The 24,362-nt window shown below is 71.8% G+C and carries 22 protein-coding genes; 20 read left to right on the forward strand and 2 right to left on the reverse strand.

Annotated features, from left to right (window positions below; translation table 11 throughout):
* From aroB to nusB, 5 genes are all read left to right on the forward strand, one after another.
* Positions 1 to 1,257: 3-dehydroquinate synthase (aroB, locus tag IE260_RS31205; protein ID WP_229881481.1), on the forward strand; the 1,257-nt coding region annotated here is incomplete at its 5' end.
* 179 nt (positions 1,258 to 1,436) lie between these two features.
* Complete coding sequence (locus IE260_RS31210; protein ID WP_189877974.1) at positions 1,437 to 2,303, forward strand: Pro-rich N-terminal domain-containing protein; 867 nt, start codon at positions 1,437 to 1,439, stop codon at positions 2,301 to 2,303.
* A gap of 172 nt (positions 2,304 to 2,475) precedes the next feature.
* Positions 2,476 to 3,582, forward strand: a complete 1,107-nt coding sequence (locus tag IE260_RS31215) for an aminopeptidase P family protein (RefSeq protein WP_189877976.1) — start codon at positions 2,476 to 2,478, stop codon at positions 3,580 to 3,582.
* A gap of 59 nt (positions 3,583 to 3,641) precedes the next feature.
* Positions 3,642 to 4,208 (forward strand): elongation factor P, encoded by a 567-nt coding sequence (efp, locus tag IE260_RS31220; protein ID WP_188180555.1) that lies wholly within the window; start codon positions 3,642 to 3,644, stop codon positions 4,206 to 4,208.
* 2 nt (positions 4,209 to 4,210) lie between these two features.
* Entirely contained in the window at positions 4,211 to 4,645 is a 435-nt protein-coding gene (gene nusB / locus IE260_RS31225; RefSeq protein ID WP_189877979.1) for a transcription antitermination factor NusB, read from the forward strand.
* A 181-nt stretch (positions 4,646 to 4,826) separates the two neighbouring features.
* Here the strand turns inward: nusB and bldD are convergent, their stop codons facing one another.
* The gene (gene bldD / locus IE260_RS31230) at positions 4,827 to 5,330 is read right to left on the reverse strand and encodes a transcriptional regulator BldD (RefSeq protein WP_018570201.1); all 504 of its coding nucleotides are present in this window, start codon (positions 5,328 to 5,330) and stop codon (positions 4,827 to 4,829) included.
* A gap of 286 nt (positions 5,331 to 5,616) precedes the next feature.
* Here bldD and pyrR point away from each other — a divergent pair, with 286 nt between their 5' ends.
* The 14 genes from pyrR to IE260_RS31300 all read left to right on the forward strand — a co-directional run bounded on the left by pyrR (position 5,617) and on the right by IE260_RS31300 (position 22,422).
* Entirely contained in the window at positions 5,617 to 6,186 is a 570-nt protein-coding gene (pyrR, locus tag IE260_RS31235) for a bifunctional pyr operon transcriptional regulator/uracil phosphoribosyltransferase PyrR (RefSeq protein ID WP_189877981.1), read from the forward strand.
* A 115-nt stretch (positions 6,187 to 6,301) separates the two neighbouring features.
* Positions 6,302 to 7,282, forward strand: a complete 981-nt coding sequence (locus IE260_RS31240) for an aspartate carbamoyltransferase catalytic subunit (protein ID WP_189877983.1) — start codon at positions 6,302 to 6,304, stop codon at positions 7,280 to 7,282.
* 5 nt (positions 7,283 to 7,287) lie between these two features.
* Entirely contained in the window at positions 7,288 to 8,574 is a 1,287-nt protein-coding gene (locus tag IE260_RS31245) for a dihydroorotase (protein WP_189877985.1), read from the forward strand.
* Complete coding sequence (locus tag IE260_RS31250) at positions 8,571 to 9,137, forward strand: PH-like domain-containing protein (RefSeq protein WP_189877987.1); 567 nt, start codon at positions 8,571 to 8,573, stop codon at positions 9,135 to 9,137. Before IE260_RS31245 ends, IE260_RS31250 begins: the two co-directional genes overlap by 4 nt.
* Complete coding sequence (carA, locus tag IE260_RS31255; RefSeq protein ID WP_189877989.1) at positions 9,134 to 10,276, forward strand: glutamine-hydrolyzing carbamoyl-phosphate synthase small subunit; 1,143 nt, start codon at positions 9,134 to 9,136, stop codon at positions 10,274 to 10,276. Before IE260_RS31250 ends, carA begins: the two co-directional genes overlap by 4 nt.
* Entirely contained in the window at positions 10,269 to 13,577 is a 3,309-nt protein-coding gene (carB, locus tag IE260_RS31260; protein ID WP_189877995.1) for a carbamoyl-phosphate synthase large subunit, read from the forward strand. The genes carA and carB overlap by 8 nt, the downstream gene beginning before the upstream one ends.
* A 93-nt stretch (positions 13,578 to 13,670) precedes the next feature.
* Complete coding sequence (locus IE260_RS31265; protein WP_189877997.1) at positions 13,671 to 14,777, forward strand: quinone-dependent dihydroorotate dehydrogenase; 1,107 nt, start codon at positions 13,671 to 13,673, stop codon at positions 14,775 to 14,777.
* Positions 14,774 to 15,619: an orotidine-5'-phosphate decarboxylase gene (gene pyrF / locus IE260_RS31270; RefSeq protein ID WP_189877999.1), complete on the forward strand. Its 846-nt coding sequence runs from the start codon at positions 14,774 to 14,776 to the stop codon at positions 15,617 to 15,619. The genes IE260_RS31265 and pyrF overlap by 4 nt, the downstream gene beginning before the upstream one ends.
* 224 nt (positions 15,620 to 15,843) lie before the next feature.
* On the forward strand, positions 15,844 to 16,167 hold the full coding sequence (locus IE260_RS31275) for an integration host factor (RefSeq protein WP_003977346.1): 324 nt from the start codon (positions 15,844 to 15,846) through the stop codon (positions 16,165 to 16,167).
* Between the two features lie 37 nt (positions 16,168 to 16,204).
* Positions 16,205 to 16,762, forward strand: a complete 558-nt coding sequence (gmk, locus tag IE260_RS31280) for a guanylate kinase (RefSeq protein ID WP_189878001.1) — start codon at positions 16,205 to 16,207, stop codon at positions 16,760 to 16,762.
* A 69-nt stretch (positions 16,763 to 16,831) separates the two neighbouring features.
* On the forward strand, positions 16,832 to 17,104 hold the full coding sequence (gene rpoZ, locus IE260_RS31285) for a DNA-directed RNA polymerase subunit omega (protein WP_003977348.1): 273 nt from the start codon (positions 16,832 to 16,834) through the stop codon (positions 17,102 to 17,104).
* Positions 17,105 to 17,206: 102 nt separating this feature from the next.
* Positions 17,207 to 18,409 (forward strand): bifunctional phosphopantothenoylcysteine decarboxylase/phosphopantothenate--cysteine ligase CoaBC, encoded by a 1,203-nt coding sequence (coaBC, locus tag IE260_RS31290; protein ID WP_189878004.1) that lies wholly within the window; start codon positions 17,207 to 17,209, stop codon positions 18,407 to 18,409.
* 240 nt (positions 18,410 to 18,649) lie between these two features.
* On the forward strand, positions 18,650 to 19,858 hold the full coding sequence (gene metK / locus IE260_RS31295; protein WP_189878006.1) for a methionine adenosyltransferase: 1,209 nt from the start codon (positions 18,650 to 18,652) through the stop codon (positions 19,856 to 19,858).
* A gap of 413 nt (positions 19,859 to 20,271) precedes the next feature.
* Complete coding sequence (locus IE260_RS31300) at positions 20,272 to 22,422, forward strand: primosomal protein N' (protein WP_189878008.1); 2,151 nt, start codon at positions 20,272 to 20,274, stop codon at positions 22,420 to 22,422.
* 80 nt (positions 22,423 to 22,502) lie between these two features.
* Here IE260_RS31300 and IE260_RS31305 read toward each other — a convergent pair whose 3' ends face one another.
* On the reverse strand, positions 22,503 to 23,051 hold the full coding sequence (locus IE260_RS31305; RefSeq protein ID WP_189878010.1) for a hypothetical protein: 549 nt from the start codon (positions 23,049 to 23,051) through the stop codon (positions 22,503 to 22,505).
* 305 nt (positions 23,052 to 23,356) lie between these two features.
* On the opposite strand from IE260_RS31305, the gene fmt reads away from it, so the two are divergent.
* The gene (gene fmt, locus IE260_RS31310) at positions 23,357 to 24,289 is read left to right on the forward strand and encodes a methionyl-tRNA formyltransferase (RefSeq protein ID WP_189878012.1); all 933 of its coding nucleotides are present in this window, start codon (positions 23,357 to 23,359) and stop codon (positions 24,287 to 24,289) included.
* The last annotated feature ends 73 nt before the right edge of the window (positions 24,290 to 24,362 follow it).

Raw genomic sequence — 24,362 nt, forward strand, 5'->3', positions numbered from 1 at the left:
GAGCTGATGGAGGCCCGCCGTCATCTGTACGAGGAGGTGGCCACCGTCGTCGTCGCCACCGACGCGCGCACCCCCGAGGAAGTGACCCAAGCCGCCCTCGACGCACTGGAGTTGAAGACCGCGTTGCCCGGGGGACGACCCCCGGCCCCCCGGCAGAAGGACGCTATGGTGAACGAAGTGACAAGGATCCAGGTCGGTGGCACCGCGGGATCCGAGCCCTACGAGGTCCTGGTGGGCCGTCAGCTCCTGGGCGAGCTCGCCGGTCTGATCGGACCCAAGGCCAAGCGGGTCGCGGTCATCCACCCCGAGGCACTGGCCGAGACCGGTGACGCGCTGCGCGCCGACCTCGCCGAGCAGGGCTACGAGGCGATCGCCATCCAGGTGCCCAACGCCGAGGAGGCCAAGACCGCCGAGGTCGCCGCCTACTGCTGGAAGGCACTGGGCCAGTCCGGCTTCACCCGCACCGACGTCATCGTGGGCGTGGGCGGCGGCTCCAGCACCGACCTGGCCGGATTCGTGGCCGCCACCTGGCTGCGCGGAGTGCGCTGGGTCGCGATCCCGACCACCGTGCTGGCCATGGTCGACGCGGCCGTCGGAGGCAAGACCGGCATCAACACCGCCGAGGGCAAGAACCTCGTCGGCGCCTTCCACCCGCCCGTCGGCGTCCTGTGCGACCTCGCCGCCCTGGACTCCCTGCCCGTCAACGACTACGTGTCCGGCCTGGCCGAGGTCATCAAGGCCGGCTTCATCGCCGACCCGGCGATCCTGGACCTCATCGAGGAGGACCCCCAGGCCGCACGCACTCCGGCCGGACCGCACACCGCCGAGCTGATCGTGCGCTCGATCAGGGTCAAGGCGGAGGTCGTCTCCTCGGACCTGAAGGAAGCGGGCCTGAGGGAGATCCTCAACTACGGCCACACGCTCGGCCACGCCATCGAGAAGAACGAGCGCTACAAGTGGCGGCACGGTGCCGCGGTGGCGGTGGGCATGCACTTCGCCGCCGAACTGGGCCGCCTCGCGGGCCGCCTGGACGACGCCACCGCCGACCGCCACCGCACCATCCTGGAAGCGGTCGGGCTGCCGCTGCACTACCGCTACGACCAGTGGCCCAAGCTGCTGGAGAACATGAAGGTCGACAAGAAGTCCCGCGGCGACCTGCTGCGCTTCATCGTCCTCGACGGCCTGGCCAAGCCGACCGTCCTGGAGGGCCCCGACCCGGCCGTCCTGCTGGCCGCCTACGGTGAAGTGGGCGAGTAGTACCCCGGCGCACCTTCCGTCCGATTCGCCTTCGGGCACGGGCACTTCGGGCCGCCCCCGGCCGTTCACCAAACGACGGCCGGGGGCGGTACCGTTCGGTAGCGAGCGGGGCCGCCCCGCTGTCAGCGCCCATCGCCTGAGGCGAACCGAGCCCAGAGAACGAGACGGAGTGGCACCGGATGCAGCACGCAGTGGGTTCTCCGCTGCCGCCGCCCCACCTGCCGGGGCACGGACCGGCCATCGGCTGGTCCCCGGCCGCACACCACCCGGGTCCGCACCAGGGTTCCGCGCCCGTGCCGCCGCCTCCGGGCTACCCGACGCAGCCCCCGCACTCCACGGCCCCCCAGCAGCCCGCGCACCCCACGGCACCCCAGCAGCCCCCGGCCCCGGCCGTGCCGGACACCACCGGTCACGTACCGCTGCCGCCCGGCGGCCCCGTCGCCGTGCCCAGCGCGCCCCCCGCCACGGCCACCGTGCCCGAGCCGGCCACGACCACGCTCGCGGTCCTGCTGATCGGCCCCGCGGGTGCCGGCAAGACCAGCGTCGCCAAGTACTGGGCCGACCACCGCCGGGTCCCCACCGCCCACATCAGCCTCGACGACGTACGTGAATGGGTCCGCTCGGGCTTCGCCGACCCCCAGTCCGGGTGGAACGACAACTCCGAGGCGCAGTACCGCCTGGCCCGCCGCACCTGCGGTTTCGCCGCGCGCAACTTCCTCGCCAACGGCATCTCGTGCATCCTCGACGACGCCGTCTTCCCCGACCGCCCGGTCGTCGGCCTCGGCGGCTGGAAGCGGCACGTCGGCCCCGGGCTGCTCCCGGTCGTCCTGCTGCCCGGCCTGGACATCGTCCTGGAACGCAACGCGGAACGCACCGGCAACCGCCGCCTCACGGACGAGGAGGTCGCCCGCATCCACGGCCGCATGGCCGGCTGGTACGGCTCGGGTCTGCCGATCATCGACAACTCCCAGCTCGACGTTCCGGAGACGGCGCAGGTCCTGGACGAGGTCCTGGCCCGCTCGATAGCGAGCCCCCCGAGCTGGTGAAGAGGCGGACCGGAAGCGCCCCGTCAGGGGCGCGGGGAACTGAGCGACCAGGCCCCACCGGCGGTCAGACGGCGAACAGCGGCCGGCCGCACCCCGCACCCCGAGAACCAGCACCTCCCCACTCGGCCTCTCCCGAGCGGCGCCCCGCGAGCGGAGCTCTTACGCTCGGTTCATGTCAGAGGTGTACGCGGCCCGCCGGACGCGCCTACGAGAACGCTGCAACGCGGGCGGCAGCGCGGCGGCGCTCGTCTCCCGGCCCGCCAACGTGCGCTATCTCGCGGGCGCCGCCCCGCACGGCGCCGTGCTGCTGCTGGGCAAGACCGAAGATCTGCTGGTGTGCGCCGGCCCGCCCGGCGACCGCTCCGCCGAGGGCCGGCCCGACGAGGCCCTGCCGGTGCGGTCCCTGCCCGGACCCGGCGGCGACCCCGCCGTCGCGGCCGCCGGCCTCGCCGCGGCCCAGGGCGCCGATTCCCTCGCCGCGGAGGAACACCACCTCACCGTGGCCCGGCACCGCGCCATGCGCTCCGTCGCGCCCCGGCTGCGTCTGACCGACCTGGGCGGCGCGGTCGAACAGCTGCGGGTCGTCAAGGACGAGGAGGAGATCTCCTGCCTGCGGATCGGCGCGGAGATCGCCGACCAGGCCCTCGGCGAACTCCTGGAGTCCATCCTCGTCGGCCGTACCGAGCGGCACCTCGCCCTGGAACTGGAACGCCGCCTGGTCGACCACGGCGCCGACGGCCCCGCCTTCCCGACGTCCGTGGGCACGGGACCGAACTCCGGACGTCGCGGTCACCGGCCCACCGACCGGCGGGTGGAGGAGGGCGACTTCCTCTCGGTCTGCCTCGGCGCGACCTACCGCGGCTACCGCTGCGAGATCGGCCGCACCTTCGTGATCGGCACCTCGCCCGCCGACTGGCAGATCGAGCTGTACGACCTCGTCTTCGCCGCTCAGCGCTCCGGCCGGGAGGCGCTCGCGCCCGGCGCCGCCTGCCGCGACGTGGACCGCGCCGCACGTCAGGCGCTGGACTCCGCCGGGTACGGGGAGAACCTGCCGACCGCCACGGGGCACGGTGTCGGGCTCGAAATCGACGAGGACCCTCAGTTGACCCCGGCGGCCATGGGTAAACTGGACGCTTGCGTGCCGGTCACCGTCGAACCGGGGGTCCACCTCCCGGGCCGGGGCGGTGTCCGGATCGATGACACGCTCGTCGTACGCCCCGAGGCGGACGGCGGACCCGAGCTACTCACCATCACGACCAAGGAGCTGCTCGCGCTCTAGCCCTGCGCTGAGCGCCTGCCCCGGGGTCGTCCCACGTCAGTCCAGGAGATTCCGCAACCGTGGCTTCCACGAACGACCTCAAGAACGGCATGGTGCTCAAGCTCGAAGGCGGCCAGCTCTGGTCCGTCGTCGAGTTCCAGCACGTCAAGCCCGGCAAGGGCCCGGCCTTCGTGCGCACCAAGCTCAAGAACGTGCTCTCCGGCAAGGTCGTCGACAAGACCTTCAACGCCGGTGTCAAGGTCGAGACGGCCACTGTCGACAAGCGCGACATGCAGTTCTCGTACATGGACGGCGACTACTTCGTCTTCATGGACATGGAGACCTACGACCAGCTCCACATCGACCGCAAGGTCGTCGGCGACGCCGCCAACTTCCTCATCGAGGGCTTCGAGGCCACCGTCGCTCAGCACGAGGGCGAGGTGCTCTTCGTGGAGCTGCCCGCCGCCGTCGAGCTGACCATCCAGGAGACCGAGCCGGGCGTCCAGGGCGACCGCTCCACCGGCGGCACCAAGCCCGCCACGCTGGAGACCGGCCACCAGATCCAGGTCCCGCTCTTCATCACCACGGGTGAGAAGATCAAGGTCGACACCCGCACGAGCGACTACCTCGGCCGGGTGAACAGCTAACCGTGGCCGCCCGCAACACGGCCCGCAAGCGCGCCTTCCAGATCCTCTTCGAGGGCGACCAGCGCGGCGCCGACGTCCTGACGGTCCTCGCGGACTGGGTCCGGCACTCCCGGGCCGACACCCGGCAGCCGCCGGTGAGCGAGTACACGATGGAGCTGGTCGAGGGCTACGCCGAGCGAGCCCAGCGCATCGACGAGCTGATCGCCCAGTACTCGGTCGGCTGGACGCTGGACCGGATGCCGGTCGTCGACCGCAACATCCTGCGCCTCGGCGCGTACGAGCTGATCTGGGTCGACGAGACCCCGGACGCCGTCGTCCTCGACGAGATGGTGCAGCTGGCGAAGGAGTTCTCCACGGACGAGTCGCCCTCGTTCGTCAACGGCCTGCTGGGCCGGCTGAAGGACCTGAAGCCTTCGCTGCGCCGGGACGAGAGCTGAGCCGGACCCCTCATCCACGCCGGAGGGCCCGCAGCACGCATCACGCCTGCTGTGGGCCCTCCGGCGTTCTGCCTGGCGGGCCCCTGAGCTCTCCCGGGACCCGTGAGACGCCGCCGGGGTGGCCGGAACCGTGAAGTTCCGGCCACCCCGGCGGCACGTTTCTGCTGAGGCGGCTGGGCGCTCAGGCCTCCTCGTGGGACGCCACCGCACGGCGCGCGTCCGCGTCCAGGACACCCCAGCTGATCAGCTGTTCGGTGAGCACCGACGGCGACTGGTCGTAGATGACGGCGAGGGTGCGCAGGTCGTCCTGGCGGATCGAGAGCACCTTGCCGTTGTAGTCACCGCGCTGCGACTGGATCGTGGCCGCGTAGCGCTGCAAGGGACCCGCCTTCTCGGCCGGCACGGTGGCCAGCCGCTCCAGGTCCAGGACCAGCTTCGGCGGCGGCTCGGCGGCACCGCCCGGGGTGGTGCCCGGAAGCAGCTCCTGCACGGGAACGCCGTAGAAATCCGCCAGCTCGGCGAGGCGCTGCACGGTCACGGCACGGTCGCCGCGCTCGTACGAACCGACCACCACGGCCTTCCAGCGGCCCTGGGACTTCTCCTCGACACCGTGGAGGGAAAGGCCCTGCTGGGTGCGGATGGCCCGGAGCTTGGCCCCGAGCTGTTTGGCGTATTCGCTGGACATATGGCTCCCCGGACACTGTGTCGACGCGGCTGGCTTGGTTCCGTGCCGCGCGGCTGGTAACTCACTGTGAGGTTACGCAGCGTTACTCTCCTGCGTCAAGCCGAATGGTCCGCACCGACGCTTCCGTGGTATCGGCGATCCATTACTCCGAAGGGGTGATACCGGGGTGGCGGAAGGGTGACAGGGGGGCGATCGGGTCACTCCCCGGGGCCTGCTACCGTAGGTGGCGCAATTCCGACGTCCTTTAAGGTCCGTCCCGTGAGGCGGAGAAGGAGGTCCGTTTCTTATGGACACGCAGTCCGATGCACGGCCCGTACTCGAAGGGCCCGACATCGCGCGGGTGCTGACCCGCATCGCCCACGAGATCGTCGAACGCGCCAAGGGCGCCGACGACGTGGTGCTCCTCGGCATTCCGACCCGAGGCGTCTTCCTCGCCCGCAGACTCGCCGCCAAGCTGGAGCAGATCACCGAGCGCAAGGTCCCGGTCGGCTCGCTGGACATCACCATGTACCGCGACGACCTGCGCATGCACCCGCCGCGTGCGCTGGCCCGCACCGAGATCCCCGGTGACGGCATCGACGGCCGTCTGGTCGTCCTCGTCGACGACGTTCTCTTCTCCGGCCGCACCATCCGGGCCGCTCTGGACGCCCTGAACGACATCGGACGTCCCCGCGCGGTGCAGCTGGCGGTCCTCGTCGACCGCGGCCACCGCGAATTGCCCATCCGCGCCGACTACGTCGGCAAGAACCTCCCCACGTCGCTGCGGGAGACGGTCAAGGTCCAGCTCGCCGAGGAGGACGGTCGCGACACCGTGCTGCTCGGAGCCAAGCCGGCCACCCAGGGCGCCCAGCCGTAGCACCGCTGCGTACGCGCACTCGCCCGCCGTACGCCCGCTCGGTGCGCCCACGCACGCGCCCGGACGCCCGAATTCTCCTGTTCTTCCGAATGAACTGCCTTACGGAGCCTGACAGATGCAGCGTCATCTCATCTCGGCCGCCGACCTCACCCGCGACGACGCCGTCCTGATCCTCGACACCGCCGAGGAGATGGCCCGGGTCGCGGACCGGCCGATCAAGAAACTCCCGACCCTGCGCGGCCGTACCGTCGTCAACCTCTTCTTCGAGGACTCCACCCGCACCCGGATCTCGTTCGAGGCCGCCGAGAAGCGCCTGTCCGCGGACGTCATCAACTTCACCGCCAAGGGGTCCAGCGTCTCCAAGGGCGAGTCCCTGAAGGACACCGCCCAGACCCTGGAGGCCATGGGCGTCGACGCCGTCGTCATCCGGCACGGCGCCTCCGGGGCCCCGTACCGCCTGGCCACCTCCGGCTGGATCGACGCCGCCGTCATCAACGCGGGTGACGGCACCCACCAGCACCCCACCCAGGCCCTGCTCGACGCGTTCACCATGCGCCGCCGGCTGGTCGGCCGGGACGCCGGCCTCGGCCGGGACCTCGACGGGCGGCGCATCACGATCGTCGGCGACGTCCTGCACAGCCGGGTCGCCCGCTCCAACGTCGACCTGCTGCACACGCTCGGCGCCGAGGTCACCCTCGTCGCCCCGCCGACCCTGCTGCCGGTCGGCGTCGAGACCTGGCCGTGCGAGGTGTCGTACGACCTGGACTCCACGCTGACCAAGTCCGACGCGGTGATGATGCTGCGCGTGCAGCGCGAACGCATGAACGCCGCGTTCTTCCCGACCGAGCGCGAGTACTCCCGCCGCTACGGCCTCGACGGCGACCGCATGGCGCGGATGCCCGAGCACGCCATCGTCATGCACCCCGGCCCGATGGTCCGCGGCATGGAGATCACCGCCGAGGTCGCCGACTCCGACCGCTGCACCGTCGTCGAGCAGGTCACCAACGGCGTCTCCATCCGGATGGCCGTCCTCTACCTGCTGCTCGGCGGCAACGAACCCGCCGTCACCCATGCCCGCACCACCGAGGAGAAGTAAGAACGATGAGCAAGATCCTGATCCGTGGTGCGAAGGTGCTCGGCGGCGAGCCGCAGGACGTGCTGATCGAGGGCCGGACGATCGCGCAGGTCGGCACCGGCCTCCCGGCGGAGGGCGCCGAGATCGTCGAGGCCGCCGGCAAGGTGCTGCTGCCGGGCCTGGTCGACCTGCACACCCATCTGCGCGAGCCCGGCCGGGAGGACTCCGAGACCGTCCTGACCGGCACGCGCGCGGCGGCGAGCGGCGGCTACACCACCGTGTTCGCCATGGCCAACACCTTCCCGGTCGCCGACACCGCCGGTGTCGTCGAGCAGGTCTGGCGGCTCGGCAAGGAGTCCGGCTACTGCGACGTGCAGCCCATCGGCGCGGTCACCGTCGGCCTGGAGGGCAGCAAGCTCGCCGAGCTGGGCGCCATGCACGAGTCCGCGGCCGGCGTCACCGTCTTCTCCGACGACGGCAAGTGCGTCCACGACGCCGTGATCATGCGCCGGGCGCTGGAGTACGTGAAGGCCTTCGGCGGCGTCGTCGCCCAGCACGCCCAGGAGCCGCGGCTGACCGAGGGCGCCCAGATGAACGAGGGCGTCGTCTCCGCCGAGCTGGGCCTCGGCGGCTGGCCGGCCGTCGCCGAGGAATCGATCATCGCCCGGGACGTGCTGCTCGCCGAGCACGTCGGCTCCCGCGTCCACATCTGCCACCTGTCGACGGCGGGCAGCGTCGAGATCGTCCGCTGGGCCAAGTCCCGCGGCATCGACGTCACCGCGGAGGTCACCCCGCACCACCTCCTCCTCACCGACGAGCTGGTGCGGTCGTACAACCCGGTCTACAAGGTCAACCCGCCGCTGCGCACCGAGCGCGACGTCATGGCGCTGCGCGAGGCGCTCGCCGACGGCACGATCGACATCGTCGCCACCGACCACGCCCCGCACCCGCACGAGGACAAGGACTGCGAGTGGGCCGCCGCGGCCATGGGCATGGTCGGCCTGGAGACCGCGCTGTCGGTGGTCCAGGAGACCATGGTGGACACGGGCCTGCTCGACTGGGCCGGCGTCGCCGACCGGATGTCCTTCACGCCCGCGCGGATCGGACGGGCCACCGGCCAGGGCCGTCCCGTCTCGGCTGGTGAGCCCGCCAACCTCACCCTCGTCGACACGGCATACCGTGGCCGGGTGGACCCCGCGGGCTTCGCCTCGCGCAGCCGCAACACCCCGTACGAGGGGCGTGAGCTGCCGGGCCGCGTGACGCACACGTGGCTGCGGGGCAAGGCCACGCTCGTCGACGGGAAGCTCACGTGACACCTGTAATCCTGCTGGCCGCCGAGAAGGAATCGGCGGAAGTGACCGACTGGGCCGCCCGCATCGGCTGGGTCGTGGGCCTCGGCCTGTTCGTGGCCCTCGTCTACTGGCTGATGCGCGAGGGCTGGAAGTGGCGGGGCACGCTCCAGAGCGACCTGCCGGAGCTGCCCGGCGCGCCGGAGTCGCCCGGTGCCGCCAGACTGACGATGAGCGGCCGCTACCACGGCTCGACCACCGCCGGGCAGTGGCTGGACCGCATCGTGGCGCACGGCCTGGGCACCCGCAGCCGTGTCGAGCTGACGCTGACGGACGCGGGACTTGACGTCGTACGCCCCGGCGCGACCGACTTCTTCGTCCCGGCCGGGCAGCTCCGCGAGGCCCGGCTCGACAAGGGCATCGCCGGCAAGGTGCTCACCGAGGGCGGCCTGCTGGTCGTCACCTGGGAGCACGGCGACAAGCTGATCGACTCCGGCTTCCGCTCGGACCGCGCGGCCGAGCACAACGAGTGGGTCGAAACCCTGAACGACATGATCAACAAGACGGAAACGGAAGGCGCACGATGACGACCTCCACCAGGGGAGTTGCCAGGACTCCCGCCGTACTCGTCCTGGAGGACGGCCGGATCTTCCGCGGCCGCGCCTACGGGGCCGTGGGGGCCACCTTCGGCGAAGCCGTGTTCTCCACCGGGATGACCGGCTACCAGGAGACCCTCACCGACCCGTCGTACCACCGCCAGGTCGTCGTGATGACCGCCCCGCACGTGGGCAACACCGGTGTGAACGACGAGGACATGGAGTCCAGGAAGATCTGGGTCTCCGGCTACGTCGTGCGCGACCCCGCTCGCGTGCCCTCCAGCTGGCGTTCCCGCCGCTCCCTCGACGAGGAGCTGGCCGCGCAGGGCGTCGTCGGCATCAGCGGCATCGACACCCGCGCCCTCACCCGGCACCTGCGCGAGCGCGGCGCCATGCGCGTCGGCATCTTCTCCGGCAACGCGCTGCCCGACGAGGGCACCATGCTCGCCGAGGTCCGCCAGGCCCCCGAGATGGCCGGCGCCGACCTCTCCGCCGAGGTCGCCACCACCGAGCCGTACGTCGTCCCCGCGATCGGCGAGAAGAAGTTCACCGTCGCCGCCGTCGACCTCGGCATCAAGGGCATGACCCCGCACCGCATGGCCGAGCGCGGCATCGAGGTGCACGTCCTGCCGGCCACCGCGACCGTCGACGACGTGTACGCGGTCCAGCCCGACGGCGTGTTCTTCTCCAACGGCCCGGGCGACCCCGCCACCGCCGACCACCCGGTCTCCGTGATGCAGGGCGTCCTGGAGCGCGGCACCCCGCTGTTCGGCATCTGCTTCGGCAACCAGATCCTGGGCCGCGCCCTCGGCTTCGGCACCTTCAAGCTGAAGTACGGCCACCGCGGCATCAACCAGCCCGTGCAGGACCGCACGACCGGCAAGGTCGAGGTCACCGCGCACAACCACGGCTTCGCCGTCGACGCCCCGCTCGACAAGGTCTCCGAGACCCCCTACGGCCGCGCCGAGGTCTCCCACGTCTGCCTCAACGACAACGTGGTGGAGGGCCTCCAGCTCCTCGACAGGCCGGCCTTCAGCGTCCAGTACCACCCCGAAGCGGCAGCGGGCCCGCACGACGCCGCCTACCTGTTCGACCGCTTCGTTTCCCTGATGGAGGGCCAGCGTGCCTAAGCGCACCGATATCCAGTCCGTCCTGGTCATCGGCTCCGGCCCGATCGTCATCGGCCAGGCCGCCGAGTTCGACTACTCCGGCACCCAGGCGTGCCGCGTGCTCAAGGCCGAGGGCCTGCGCGTCGTCCTGGTGAACTCCAACCCGGCGACGATCATGACCGACCCGGAGATCGCCGACGCCACCTACGTCGAGCCGATCACCCCGGAGTTCGTCGAGAAGATCATCGCCAAGGAGCAGCCCGACGCGCTGCTGCCCACCCTGGGCGGCCAGACGGCCCTGAACACCGCCATCTCGCTGCACGAGAACGGCGTCCTGGAGAAGTACGGCGTCGAGCTGATCGGCGCCAATGTGGAGGCCATCCACAAGGGCGAGGACCGCGACCAGTTCAAGGAGGTCGTGGAGGAGGTCCGCAAGAAGATCGGCCACGGCGAGTCCGCCCGGTCCTACATCTGCCACTCCATGGACGACGTCCTCAAGGGCGTCGAGGAGCTCGGCGGCTACCCGGTCGTCGTCCGCCCCTCCTTCACCATGGGCGGCGCCGGCTCCGGCTTCGCCCACGACGAGGAGGAACTGCGCCGCATCGCCGGCCAGGGCCTCACCCTGTCGCCGACCACCGAGGTGCTCCTGGAGGAGTCCATCCTCGGCTGGAAGGAGTACGAGCTGGAGCTGATGCGCGACAAGCACGACAACGTCGTGGTCGTCTGCTCCATCGAGAACTTCGACCCGATGGGCGTGCACACCGGCGACTCGATCACCGTCGCGCCCGCGATGACGCTGACCGACCGCGAGTACCAGATCCTGCGCGACATCGGCATCGCCGTCATCCGCGAGGTCGGCGTCGACACCGGCGGCTGCAACATCCAGTTCGCGGTGAACCCGGCCGACGGCCGCGTGATCGTCATCGAGATGAACCCGCGTGTGTCGCGTTCGTCCGCGCTGGCCTCGAAGGCGACCGGCTTCCCGATCGCGAAGATCGCCGCCAAGCTCGCCGTCGGCTACACCCTCGACGAGATCCCGAACGACATCACGCAGGAGACCCCGGCCTCCTTCGAGCCGACGCTCGACTACGTGGTCGTCAAGGCCCCGCGCTTCGCGTTCGAGAAGTTCCCGTCCGCCGACTCGACGCTGACGACGACCATGAAGTCGGTCGGCGAGGCCATGGCCATCGGCCGGAACTTCACCGAGGCGTTCCAGAAGGCGCTGCGCTCGCTGGAGAAGAAGGGCAGCCAGTTCACCTTCGTCGGTGAGACGGGCGACAAGCAGGCCCTGCTGGAGGAGTCCGTCCGGCCGACCGACGGCCGCATCAACACCGTCATGCAGGCCATCCGCGCGGGTGCCACGCCGGAGGAGGTCTTCGAGTACACGAAGATCGACCCCTGGTTCGTCGACCAGCTCTTCCTGATCAAGGAGATCGCCGACGAGCTGGCCGAGGCGCCCGAGCTGACCGCGGACCTGCTCGCCGAGGCCAAGCGGCACGGCTTCTCCGACCAGCAGATCGGCGAGATCCGGGGGCTGCGCGAGGACGTCGTCCGCGAGGTCCGGCACGCGCTCGGCATCCGCCCGGTCTACAAGACGGTCGACACGTGCGCCGCCGAGTTCGCCGCGAAGACGCCGTACTTCTACTCCTCCTACGACGAGGAGACCGAGGTCGCGCCGCGCGAGAAGCCCGCCGTGATCATCCTCGGCTCCGGCCCGAACCGCATCGGCCAGGGCATCGAGTTCGACTACTCCTGCGTCCACGCCTCCTTCGCGCTGAGCGACGCCGGGTACGAGACCGTGATGGTCAACTGCAACCCGGAGACCGTCTCCACCGACTACGACACCTCCGACCGGCTGTACTTCGAGCCGCTCACGCTGGAGGACGTCCTGGAGATCGTCCACGCGGAAGCGCAGGCCGGCCCGATCGCGGGCGTGATCGTCCAGCTCGGCGGCCAGACGCCGCTGGGCCTCGCGCAGGCGCTCAAGGACAACGGTGTGCCGATCGTCGGCACGTCCCCCGAGGCCATCCACGCGGCCGAGGACCGGGGCGCCTTCGGCCGGGTCCTCAAGGAGGCCGGCCTGCCGGCCCCCAAGCACGGCACCGCGACCACCTTCGCCGAGGCCAAGGCCATCGCCGACGAGATCGGCTACCCGGTCCTCGTCCGGCCCTCCTACGTCCTCGGCGGACGCGGCATGGAGATCGTCTACGACGAGACCCGGCTGGAGTCCTACATCGCCGAGTCCACCGAGATCAGCCCCTCCCGGCCGGTCCTGGTCGACCGCTTCCTCGACGACGCGATCGAGATCGACGTCGACGCGCTGTACGACGGCGAGGAGCTGTACCTCGGCGGCGTCATGGAGCACATCGAGGAGGCCGGCATCCACTCCGGCGACTCGGCGTGCGCCCTGCCCCCGATCACGCTGGGCGGCTTCGACATCAAGCGGCTGCGCGCCTCCACCGAGGGCATCGCCGCCGGTGTCGGCGTGCGCGGCCTGATCAACATCCAGTTCGCGCTGGCCGGGGACATCCTCTACGTCCTGGAGGCCAACCCGCGCGCCTCGCGCACGGTGCCCTTCACCTCCAAGGCGACCGCCGTTCCGCTGGCGAAGGCCGCCGCCCGCATCTCGCTGGGCGCGACCGTCGCCGAGCTGCGCGCCGAGGGCCTGCTCCCGGCGCACGGCGACGGCGGCGAGCTGCCGCTCGACGCACCGATCTCCGTCAAGGAGGCCGTGATGCCGTGGTCCCGCTTCCGGGACATCCACGGCCGCGGCGTCGACACCGTCCTCGGCCCGGAGATGCGCTCCACGGGCGAGGTCATGGGCATCGACTCCGTCTTCGGCACGGCGTACGCCAAGTCGCAGGCGGGCGCCTACGGCCCGCTGCCCACCAAGGGCAGGGCGTTCATCTCGGTCGCCAACCGCGACAAGCGCTCGATGATCTTCCCGGCCCGCGAGCTGGTCGCCCACGGCTTCGAGCTCCTGGCCACCTCCGGCACCGCCGAGGTCCTCAAGCGCAACGGCATCAACGCCACGGTCGTGCGCAAGCAGTCCGAGGGCACCGGCCCGAACGGCGAGAAGACCATCGTCCAGCTCATCCACGACGGCGAGGTCGACCTCATCGTCAACACCCCGTACGGCACCGGCGGCCGACTCGACGGCTACGACATCCGTACGGCCGCCGTGGCGCGGTCCGTGCCGTGCCTGACCACCGTCCAGGCGCTCGCCGCGGCGGTCCAGGGCATCGACGCCCTCAACCACGGGGACGTGGGCGTCCGCTCGCTGCAGGAACACGCGGAATTCCTGACCGCGGCCCGCGACTAGCAGCCGAAGAGGGGGACACCGGAAACGGTGTCCCCCTCTTCATGAGGCCCACGAGGCCACGAGGCCTCACGAGGACACCTGGGACACCCGAACATGTACAAGCTCTTCTTCCGCCTGGTCTTCCGGTGGATGGACCCGGAGCAGGCCCACCACCTGGCCTTCCGCTGGATCCGCCTGGCCGCCCGCATCCCCGTGCTGCGCACCTTCGTGGCCGCCGTGCTCGCGCCCCGCCACAGGGAGCTGCGCACCGAGGCCCTGGGCCTGCGGATGCACGGTCCCTTCGGACTGGCCGCCGGCTTCGACAAGAACGCGGTCGCCATCGACGGCATGGCGATGCTCGGCTTCGACCACGTCGAGATCGGCACCGTGACCGGCGAGCCGCAGCCCGGCAACCCCAAGAAGCGCCTCTTCCGCCTGGTCGGGGACCGGGCGCTGATCAACCGCATGGGCTTCAACAACGACGGCTCGCGCGCCGTCGCGGCCCGCCTGGCCTCCCGTACGCCCGTCTTCAGGACCGTCGTCGGCGTCAACATCGGCAAGACGAAGGTCGTCCCCGAGGCGGAGGCCGTCGGCGACTACGTGAAGTCGGCCGAGCGGCTGGCCCCCTACGCCGACTACCTGGTCGTCAACGTCTCCTCCCCGAACACACCCGGCCTGCGCAACCTCCAGGCCACCGAGGCGCTGCGACCCCTGCTGAGCGCGGTGCGCGAGGCCGCCGACCGCGTGGTCACCACCCGGCGCGTGCCCCTGCTGGTCAAGATCGCCCCCGACCTCGCCGACGAGGACGTCGACGCGGTCGCCGACCTGGCCGTGGAGCTGGGCCTGGACGGCATCATCGCCACCAACACCACCATCGCGCGCGAGGGACTGGGCCTCACGTCCCCGCCCGCGCTCGTCCAGGAGACCGGCGGTCTGTCGGGCGCCCCGCTGAAGGCGCGCTCCCTGGAGGTGCTGCGCCGCCTGTACGCGCGCGTGGGCGACCGGATCACGCTCGTCGGCGTCGGCGGCATCGAGACCGCCGAGGACGCCTGGCAGCGCATCCTGGCCGGGGCCACGCTGGTCCAGGGCTACAGCGCGTTCATCTACCAGGGGCCCTTCTGGGGCCGCGCCATCCACAAGGGGCTCGCCGCCCGTCTGCGGCAGAGCCCGTACGCCACCCTCGCCGACGCGGTCGGCGCCGATGTGAGGACGAACTCATGACGGTACTCGAACCCTTCGGCGCGCGACTGCGCCGTGCGATGGACGAGCGCGGCCCCCTGTGCGTCGGCATCGACCCGCACGCCTCCCTGCTCGCCGAGTGGGGCCTGAGCGACGACGTGGCCGGTCTGGAGCGGTTCAGCCGCACCGTCGTCGAGGCGGTGGCCGACCGGGTCGCCGTCCTCAAGCCGCAGAGCGCGTTCTTCGAGCGCTTCGGCTCCCGGGGCGTCGCCGTGCTGGAGAAGTCGGTCGAGGAGGCGCGGAACGCCGGCGCGCTGGTCGTCATGGACGCCAAGCGCGGCGACATCGGCTCCACCATGGCCGCGTACGCCGAGTCCTTCCTGCGCAAGGACGCCCCCCTGTTCTCGGACGCCCTGACCGTCTCGCCCTATCTCGGCTACGGCTCCCTGAAGCCGGCCGTGGACCTGGCGCGCGAGAGCGGCGCGGGCCTGTTCGTGCTGGCGCTGACCTCCAACCCGGAGGGCGGCGAGGTCCAGCACGCGACGCGGTCCGACGGGCGCAGCGTCGGGGCGACGATGCTGGCGCACCTGGCGGCGGAGAACGCGGGGGAGGAGCCCCTCGGCTCCTTCGGTGCCGTGGTCGGCGCCACACTCGGCGACCTGTCGTCGTACGACCTGGCCATCAACGGTCCGCTGCTCGCGCCCGGCATCGGCGCCCAGGGTGCCACCCCGGCGGATCTGCCCCGGGTCTTCGGCGCGGCGGTGCGCAACGTGGTGCCCAACGTGAGCCGGGGTGTTCTGCGTCACGGTCCGGACGTGAGCGCGTTGCGGACGGCCGCCGACCGCTTCGCGGAGGAGATCCGGAGCGCGGTGGCGGGGGCATAGAGTCTGGATACATTCTCAAATCCGAGGCAGTATGTCCTAAATGTCCGGCCTGACGGAGGCTGACCAGGACTTTTCCGCTGTTCTCGCTGACTCTGGCGGACTTGACCGCTAGTCTCCGACGAGAGTGAACGGGCAAGCGTGTTGCTCGTGGCTCCCCAGGTGTGGGGCGACTAGGTTCCTCACCGGTCCGTATCCGACAGTTCGACATCCGAGGTGACGTAGGCGTGGCTCTTCCGCCCCTTACCCCTGAACAGCGCGCAGCCGCGCTCGAAAAGGCCGCCGCGGCTCGCCGGGAGCGGGCCGAGGTCAAGAATCGACTCAAGCACTCCGGCGCCTCCCTCCACGAGGTCATCAAGCAGGGCCAGGAGAACGACGTCATCGGCAAGATGAAGGTCTCCGCCCTCCTTGAGTCCCTGCCGGGCGTGGGCAAGGTCCGCGCCAAGCAGATCATGGAGCGACTCGGTATCTCCGAGAGCCGCCGCGTGCGCGGCCTCGGTTCCAACCAGATCGCTTCCCTGGAGCGCGAGTTCGGCAGCACCGGCAGCTGAGTCCGGACCACTCCGGGATTGCTGGAATAATCGCTGCATGAGTGAACGTCCGCGGCTGACCGTGCTCTCCGGCCCCTCGGGGGTCGGCAAGAGCACGGTCGTCGCCCATATGCGCAAGGAACACCCCGAGGTCTGGCTGTCGGTGTCGGCGACGACCCGCAGGCCCCGACCCGGTGAGCAGCACGGAGTCCACTACTTCTTCGTCACCGACGAGGAGATGGACAAGCTGATCGCCAACGGCGAGCTGCTGGAATGGGCCGAATTCGCCGGCAACCGCTACGGCACGCCGCGTGCGGCCGTGCTGGAGCGCCTGGAGGCCGGTGAGCCGGTGCTGCTGGAGATCGACCTCCAGGGTGCGCGGCAGGTCCGCGAGTCCATGCCGGAGGCCCGGCTGGTGTTCCTGGCTCCTCCCTCCTGGGAGGAGCTGGTGCGCAGGCTCACCGGCCGGGGCACCGAGCCGCCGGAAGTGATCGAGCGCCGCCTCACGGCGGCGAGGGTCGAGCTGGCGGCCGAGCCGGAGTTCGACAGCACCCTGGTCAACACCTCCGTCGAGGACGTGGCACGCGAGCTGCTAGCCTTGATGGACGTCGTGTGATCGTGAGTGATCGCCTGGTCCAGACCGATCACCGCGACTGATTCTTTCCCATCCATCGGAAGGTAGAGCGTGTCCTCTTCCATCTCCGCGCCCGAGGGCATCATCAACCCGCCGATCGACGAGCTCCTCGAGGCCACCGACTCGAAGTACAGCCTCGTGATCTACGCGGCCAAGCGGGCCCGCCAGATCAACGCGTACTACTCGCAGCTCGGCGAGGGCCTCCTCGAGTACGTCGGTCCCCTCGTCGACACCCACGTCCACGAGAAGCCGCTCTCGATCGCCCTGCGCGAGATCAACGCGGGGCTGCTGACGTCCGAGGCCATCGAGGGCCCGGCGCAGTAGTATTTTCAGCCCAGAGCTGACTTTTCCACAGGCCCGGCAGAGCGACTGCCGGGCCTGTGGTGTGTGATGGGGGCATACGTTTTCCGAGGTCCGGGAGTGACGGTGGACAAGCCCAAGGTCGTTCTGGGGGTCAGCGGCGGCATCGCCGCGTACAAGGCCTGTGAGCTGCTGCGCAGGTTCACGGAGTCGGGGCACGAGGTCAGGGTCGTCCCCACCGCCTCCGCGCTGCACTTCGTGGGCGCCGCCACCTGGTCCGCCCTGTCCGGCAACCCGGTCGCCACCGAGGTGTGGGACGACGTGCACGAGGTCCCGCACGTGCGCATCGGGCAGCACGCCGACCTGGTCGTCGTCGCTCCGGCCACGGCGGACATACTCGCCAAGGCGGCCCACGGCCTCGCAGACGACCTCCTCACCAACACCCTGCTCACGGCCCGCTGCCCGGTCGTCTTCGCCCCCGCCATGCACACGGAGATGTGGGAGCACCCGGCCACCCAGGAGAACGTGGCGACGCTGCGCCGCCGCGGCGCCGTCGTCGTCGAACCCGCCGTCGGCCGCCTCACCGGCGTCGACACCGGCAAGGGCCGGCTGCCCGACCCCGGCGAGATCTTCGAGGTCTGCCGCCGTGTGCTCGCCCGGGGCGCCGAGGAGCCGGACCTCGAGGGGCGGCACGTCGTCGTCAGCGCCGGCGGTACCCGGGAGCCCCTCGACCCGGTCCGCTTCCTCGGCAACCGCTCCTCCGGCAAGCAGGGCTACGCCCTCGCCCGCACCGCCGCCGCACGCGGCGCCCGCGTCACGCTGGTCGCGGCGAACACGGCCCTGCCGGACCCGGCCGGCGTGGACGTGGTCCCGGTGGGCACGGCCGTGGAACTGCGCGAGGCGGTGCTGCGGGCGGCCGCGGACGCCGACGCCGTCGTCATGGCCGCGGCGGTCGCCGACTTCCGCCCCGCCGCCTATGCCGCCGGGAAGATCAAGAAGAAGGACGACCAGGAGCCCGAGCCGATCGTCCTCGTGCGGAATCCGGACATCCTCGCGGAGTTGTCCGCCCACCGTGCCCGCCCCGGGCAGGTGGTCGTCGGCTTCGCCGCCGAGACGGACGACGTCCTCGCCAACGGCCGCGCCAAGCTGAAGCGCAAGGGCTGCGACTTCCTCGTGGTGAACGAGGTGGGGGAGAGCAAGACCTTCGGGGCCGAGGAGAACGAGGCCGTGGTGCTCGGCGCCGACGGCGGCGAGACCCCGGTCCCGCACGGCCCGAAGGAAGAGCTGGCCGAAACCGTGTGGGACCTCGTGGCCGAACGGCTCGGCTGAATGTCCGATGCACCTCGCAGCGCGCTGGAACCCCGCGCAATCCCGCGTGGCGACGCTGGCCAAGCGCGCTCCGGATTGGGCAGAATGCCCGTGCCGCAGGTCACAGCCCTCCCGAGAGGCGAGACGGGTGGGCCCGCGGTCCAGTGCGACCGATAAACTGTTCTCGGACGTCGCCGGGTGCAGCCCCCCGTGCCGTCCACCAATGATCAGCCAGCAGCCGCTGCAACCCCAGGGAGCGTTGTGTCCCGTCGCCTGTTCACCTCGGAGTCCGTGACCGAAGGTCACCCCGACAAGATCGCTGACCAGATCAGCGACACGATTCTCGACGCGCTTCTGCGCGAGGACCCGACCTCCCGGGTCGCCGTCGAAACCCTGATCACCACCGGCCTGGTGCACGTGGCCGGCGAGGTCACGACCAAGGCGTACGCGGACATCGCCACGCTGGTCCGCGGCAAGATCCTGGAGATCGGCTACGACTCCTCCAAGAAGGGCTTCGACGGCGCTTCCTGCGGTGTCTCGGTGTCGATCGGCGCGCAGTCCCCCGACATCGCGCAGGGTGTCGACACGGCGTACGAGTCGCGGGTCGAGGGCGACGAGGACGAGCTGGACCGGCAGGGCGCCGGTGACCAGGGCCTGATGTTCGGATACGCCTCCGACGAGACGCCGACCCTCATGCCGTTGCCGGTCTTCCTGGCGCACCGCCTGTCCAAGCGCCTGTCGGACGTCCGCAAGAACGGCACCATCCCCTACCTGCGTCCCGACGGCAAGACGCAGGTCACCATCGAGTACGACGGTGACAAGGCCGTCCGCCTCGACACGGTCGTCGTCTCCTCCCAGCACGCCAGCGACATCGACCTGGACTCGCTGCTGGCCCCCGACATCCGCGAGTTCGTCGTGGAGCCGGAGCTGAAGGCGCTGCTGGAGGACGGCATCAAGCTCGACACGGAGAACTACCGCCTCCTGGTCAACCCGACCGGCCGCTTCGAGATCGGCGGCCCGATGGGCGACGCCGGCCTGACCGGACGCAAGATCATCATCGACACCTACGGCGGTATGGCCCGCCACGGCGGCGGTGCCTTCTCCGGCAAGGACCCGTCCAAGGTGGACCGCTCGGCGGCGTACGCCATGCGCTGGGTCGCCAAGAACGTGGTCGCCGCGGGCCTCGCCTCCCGCTGCGAGGTCCAGGTGGCCTACGCCATCGGCAAGGCCGAGCCGGTCGGCCTGTTCGTGGAGACCTTCGGCACCGCGAAGATCGACGCCGAGAAGATCGAGAAGGCGATCGACGAGGTCTTCGACCTCCGCCCGGCCGCGATCATCCGCGACCTCGACCTGCTCCGCCCGATCTACGCGCAGACCGCCGCGTACGGCCACTTCGGCCGTGAGCTCCCCGACTTCACCTGGGAGCGCACCGACCGCGTGGACGCGCTGCGGCAGGCTGCGGGACTGTAAGAAGTCCTTCACGGCTCCGTGCGAGGCCCGGTGTCCCGGTGAGGGACGCCGGGCCCCGGTGCGTCCGGAGGCCGCACCGAAAACGGCTCGTGGCCCGCGTGGGCGGCTCCTATGCTGGTGATCTCCCGGTGCGCAGGCCGCGGATACTTCGATGGAGCGCGCCCGTGGCGCGCGGTGAAGTCCGGCAACACGTGACCGCAGCCGCCCTGACCTCGGGAGAACCGGCACCGGGCGCCCGGTGCGAAGGCGACGGGTACTTCGGGCGAACAGCCCTCGCGGGTTCGAATCCCGCCGTCGGCCGGACGCACACCGCTCCGGCCGGCGTGGCCGAGTGGTCCAAGGCAGAGTCGAACCGTCGCCGGTGATGATCTCGGGCGCCGCGGTTGTCAGTGGACTTTGGTAAGAATGCAAGCGTGAGCAGCGAGAACGGACCGGCGGACGGGGGCGCTCGGGACGCGCCGCCCGAGCAGCTCGCGCTCATCCGCGAGAGCGTGCGCAGGGCGAAGGCGCCCCGCGCCAAGCCGCGGACCTGGCGCGGCGCCGCCCTCGCCAAGGAACTGCCCGTCGCCAGGGTGCTGGTCGACAAGGGCGTGCTCCACCTCGACCGGTACTTCGACTACGCCGTGCCCGAGGAACTCGACGCCGACGCCCAGCCCGGGGTGCGGGTGCGGGTGCGGTTCGGAGCGGGGCGGCACCGGGTGCGCGAAGGGCGGCGCGAGGGCGGCGGGCTCATCGACGGGTTCCTCGTCGAGCGGCTCGCCGAGTCCGACTACTCGGGACCGCTGGCCGCGCTGGCCCAGGTCGTCTCCCCCGAGCCGGTGCTCGGCGAGGAGCTGCTGGGACTCGCGCGCGCGGTCGCCGACCGGTACGCGGGCAGCCTCGCCGACGTACTGCAGCTCGCCGTCCCGCCGCGCAACGCGCGCGCCGAGCAGCGCCCCTCACCCGAGCCGCTGCCGCCGCCACCGGCGCCCGAGGCCGGCTCCTGGGAGCGGTACGAGCGGGGTGCCGCGTTCGTCGCGTCCCTCGCCTCGGGCGGAGCGCCGCGCGCCGTGTGGAACGCACTGCCCGGACCCGGGTGGGCCGAGGAGCTGGCGCGCGCCGTGGCGGCGACGCTGGCCTCCGGCCGCGGTGCGCTCGTCGTCCTGCCGGACGGGCGGACGGTCGCCCGGGCCGACGCCGCGCTGACCTCCCTGCTGGGGGAGGGACGGCACGCGGTGCTCACCGCCGACGCGGGCCCGGAGAAGCGGTACGCGCAATGGCTCGCGGTCCGGCGCGGCGCCGTACGGGCAGTCGTCGGCACCCGCGCCGCCATGTTCGCGCCGGTGCGGGACCTCGGACTGGTCGCCCTCTGGGACGACGGCGACGACAGCCACAGCGAACCCCACGCCCCGCAGCCGCACGCACGGGAGGTGCTGCTGCTGCGGGCGGCCCAGGACAAGTGCGCCTTCCTGCTGGGCGGCTGGAGCTGCACCGTGGAGGCCGCGCAGCTCGTGGAGAGCGGCTGGGCCCGCCCGCTGGTCGCGGCCCGGGACCAGGTGCGGGCCTCCGCCCCGCTCGTGAGGACCGTCGGGGACGGTGATCTGGCCCGGGACGAGGCCGCCCGGGCCGCACGGCTGCCGACTCTCGCCTGGCAGATCGTCAAGGACGGGCTGCGGGACGGACCGGTGCTCGTGCAGGTGCCCCGGCGCGGCTACGCGCCCCGGATGGCGTGTGCCGCCTGCCGGGCCCCCGCACGCTGCCGGCACTGCTCCGGACCGCTGGCCGCCCAGGAGTCCGGGTCCGCGCTGCGCTGCGGGTGGTGCGGGCGCGAGGAGAGCGGCTGGCACTGCCCGGAGTGCGGTTCCTTCCGGTTGCGTGCCCAGGTCGTGGGGGCCCGGCGGACCGCCGAGGAGCTGGGGCGGGCCTTCCCCGCCGTGCCCGTGCGGACCTCGGGACGCGAGCACGTGCTCGACACCGTGCCGGGGGCCCCCGCGCTGGTCGTGAGCACCCCGGGCGCCGAGCCCGTCGCCGAGGGCGGGTACGCGGCGGCCCTGCTGCTCGACGGCTGGGCCATGCTCGGACGGCCCGACCTGCGCGCCGGTGAGGACGCCCTGCGGCGATGGATCGCCGCCTGCGCGTTGGTACGCCCGCAGGGCGCCGGGGGCACCGTCGTCGTGGTCGCCGAGCCGACCCTGCGGCCGGTGCAGGCACTCGTGCGCTGGGACCCCGTCGGCCATGCGGTCCGGGAGCTCGCCGAGCGGGCGGAGCTGGGCTTCCCGCCGGTGTCCCGCATGGCGTCCGTGTCGGGGCGTCCCGAGGCGGTGGCCGGCTTCCTGCGGGCGGTCGTACTGCCGCGCCAGGCCGAGGTCCTGGGGCCCGTGCCGTTGCCCGTCACCCCCGCGGGGCGTCCGCGGCGGGCGGGGGCGCCGCCGCCCGGGGAGCACTGGGAGCGGGCGCTGGTGCGGGTGCCGCCGGGCAGTGGCGCGGCACTGGCCGGCGCGCTGAAGACCGCGCAGGCGGCGCGGATGGCACGTGGGGGCGAAGAGGCGGTGTGGGTGCGGATCGATCCGCCCGACATCGGCTGAGCCGCGCGGACCCGGGGCACATGGTGCGGCCCTCCCGGGAGAAGTACCGGGAGGGCCGAGGCGGGGGACGGGACGGCCGGTCAGCCGTTGCGCGGGCCGGGAAAGGCCGTCGGCCTGACCTCGTCGCGCAGGGCCGGGCTGCCGGCCGTCGGCTGGGTCGGCATGGAGCGGGCCGCCGGGACGGTCGGCACGGTGGTGACGCCGGTGCCCACGTTGACCGTGCGGGTGCCCGTCGGCTCCGGCGCGCGCTCGGCGGTCTCGGGGGCCGCCGTCTGGGCCGCGGCACGGCGGGCGCCGTAACGGCGGTGCACCGCCTGCTTGGTGACGCCGAGGGCGGAGCCGACCGCGTCCCACGAGAAGCCGAGCGAGCGGTCGAAGTCCACGGCGGCCGTGACCAGGGTCTCGACACTGTCCCGCAGCTCCTGGGCGAGACGGACCGTCGGTGCGGGGGCGCGTCCGTAGACGACGAAGCCCGTGGAGGGCCCGGTGCGGCGCGGGCGGTAGACGTTGCCCAGCTGGGCGGTGAGCGTACGCAGTGCGTCCACCTGCCGGCGGACCCGCTCGATGTCCCGCACCAGCAAGTGCAGGCTGGCCCGAGCCTGGGCGTCGTGGGTTGCGTGGTCGGCCATGAACAAGCCTCTCGAACCGGCGTTGAAAGGAATCGGGCCGCGCGGGCGGCCCGTTGTGGTCAACTCTTCCTTGACCAACGCGTCAGCGCTCCGCGGGTCACGGGTCGGGGCGCGGCGGCATATGCGTGCGCCCCTCGGCCTGCGGCCTCGGGGGTCTCCCACCCGCGCACCAGTCGTGTCCGGTCGGCCGAGGGGCCTGCGTCGCCCGCGGGGGCTGTGTGCCGTCGGCGGTTTTCCGTGCCGTGCGGGCTCGTAGACTGTTGCGTTGCCCGCAACTGCCCCAGCCCGAGAGGCCCGTCCCACCCATGAAGCTCGTCTTCGCCGGTACCCCCGAGGTCGCCGTTCCCGCTCTGGACGTCCTGATCGCCTCCGGGCGGCACGAGGTGGCCGCCGTCGTCACGCGGCCCGACGCACCGGCCGGACGCGGGCGCAGGCTGGTCGCCTCCCCCGTGGCCGAGCGGGCCGAGGAGGCCGGGATCGAGGTGCTGAAGCCCGCCAGGCCGGGGGACCCCGAGTTCCTGGACCGGCTGCGGCAGATCGCGCCCGACTGCTGCCCCGTCGTCGCCTACGGTGCCCTGCTGCCGCGCGTGGCCCTGGACGTCCCGGTCCACGGCTGGATCAACCTGCACTTCTCGCTGCTGCCCGCCTGGCGCGGGGCCGCGCCCGTGCAGCACTCGCTCATGGCGGGGGACGAGATCACCGGGGCCTCCACCTTCCTCATCGAGGAGGGGCTCGACTCCGGGCCCGTCTACGGCACGGTCACCGAGGAGATCCGCCCCAGCGACACCAGCGGGGACCTGCTGACCCGGCTCGCCTTCGCCGGCGCCGGGCTGCTCGCCGCCACCATGGACGGCATCGAGGACGGCACCCTGAAGGCCGTGCCGCAGCCGTCCGAGGGCGTCACCCTCGCCCCGAAGATCACCGTCGAGGACGCCCGGGTCGACTGGTCCGCACCGGCGCTGCGCGTCGACCGGGTGGTGCGCGGCTGCACCCCCGCGCCCGGCGCCTGGACCACCTTCCGGGGCGAGCGGCTCAAGCTCGTGCAGGCCACGCCCGTGCCGGACCGGACCGACCTCGCCCCGGGGCGGCTCGCCGCCGGCAAGAACAACGTGTACGTCGGCACCGGCTCGTACGCCGTCGAGCTGCTGTGGGTGCAGGCCCAGGGCAAGAAGCCGATGCGGGCCGCGGACTGGGCGCGCGGGGTGCGGATCGCCGAGGGCGAGACCCTCGGGGACTGACGCCCCCGGACCGCCTCCCGCCTCGGCCGACGTAGGCTGGGAGGCGCACTTCCTCCCACACCCGGAGCACCTT

The organism is Streptomyces viridiviolaceus (assembly GCF_014650995.1).
Lineage (GTDB): Bacteria > Actinomycetota > Actinomycetes > Streptomycetales > Streptomycetaceae > Streptomyces > Streptomyces viridiviolaceus.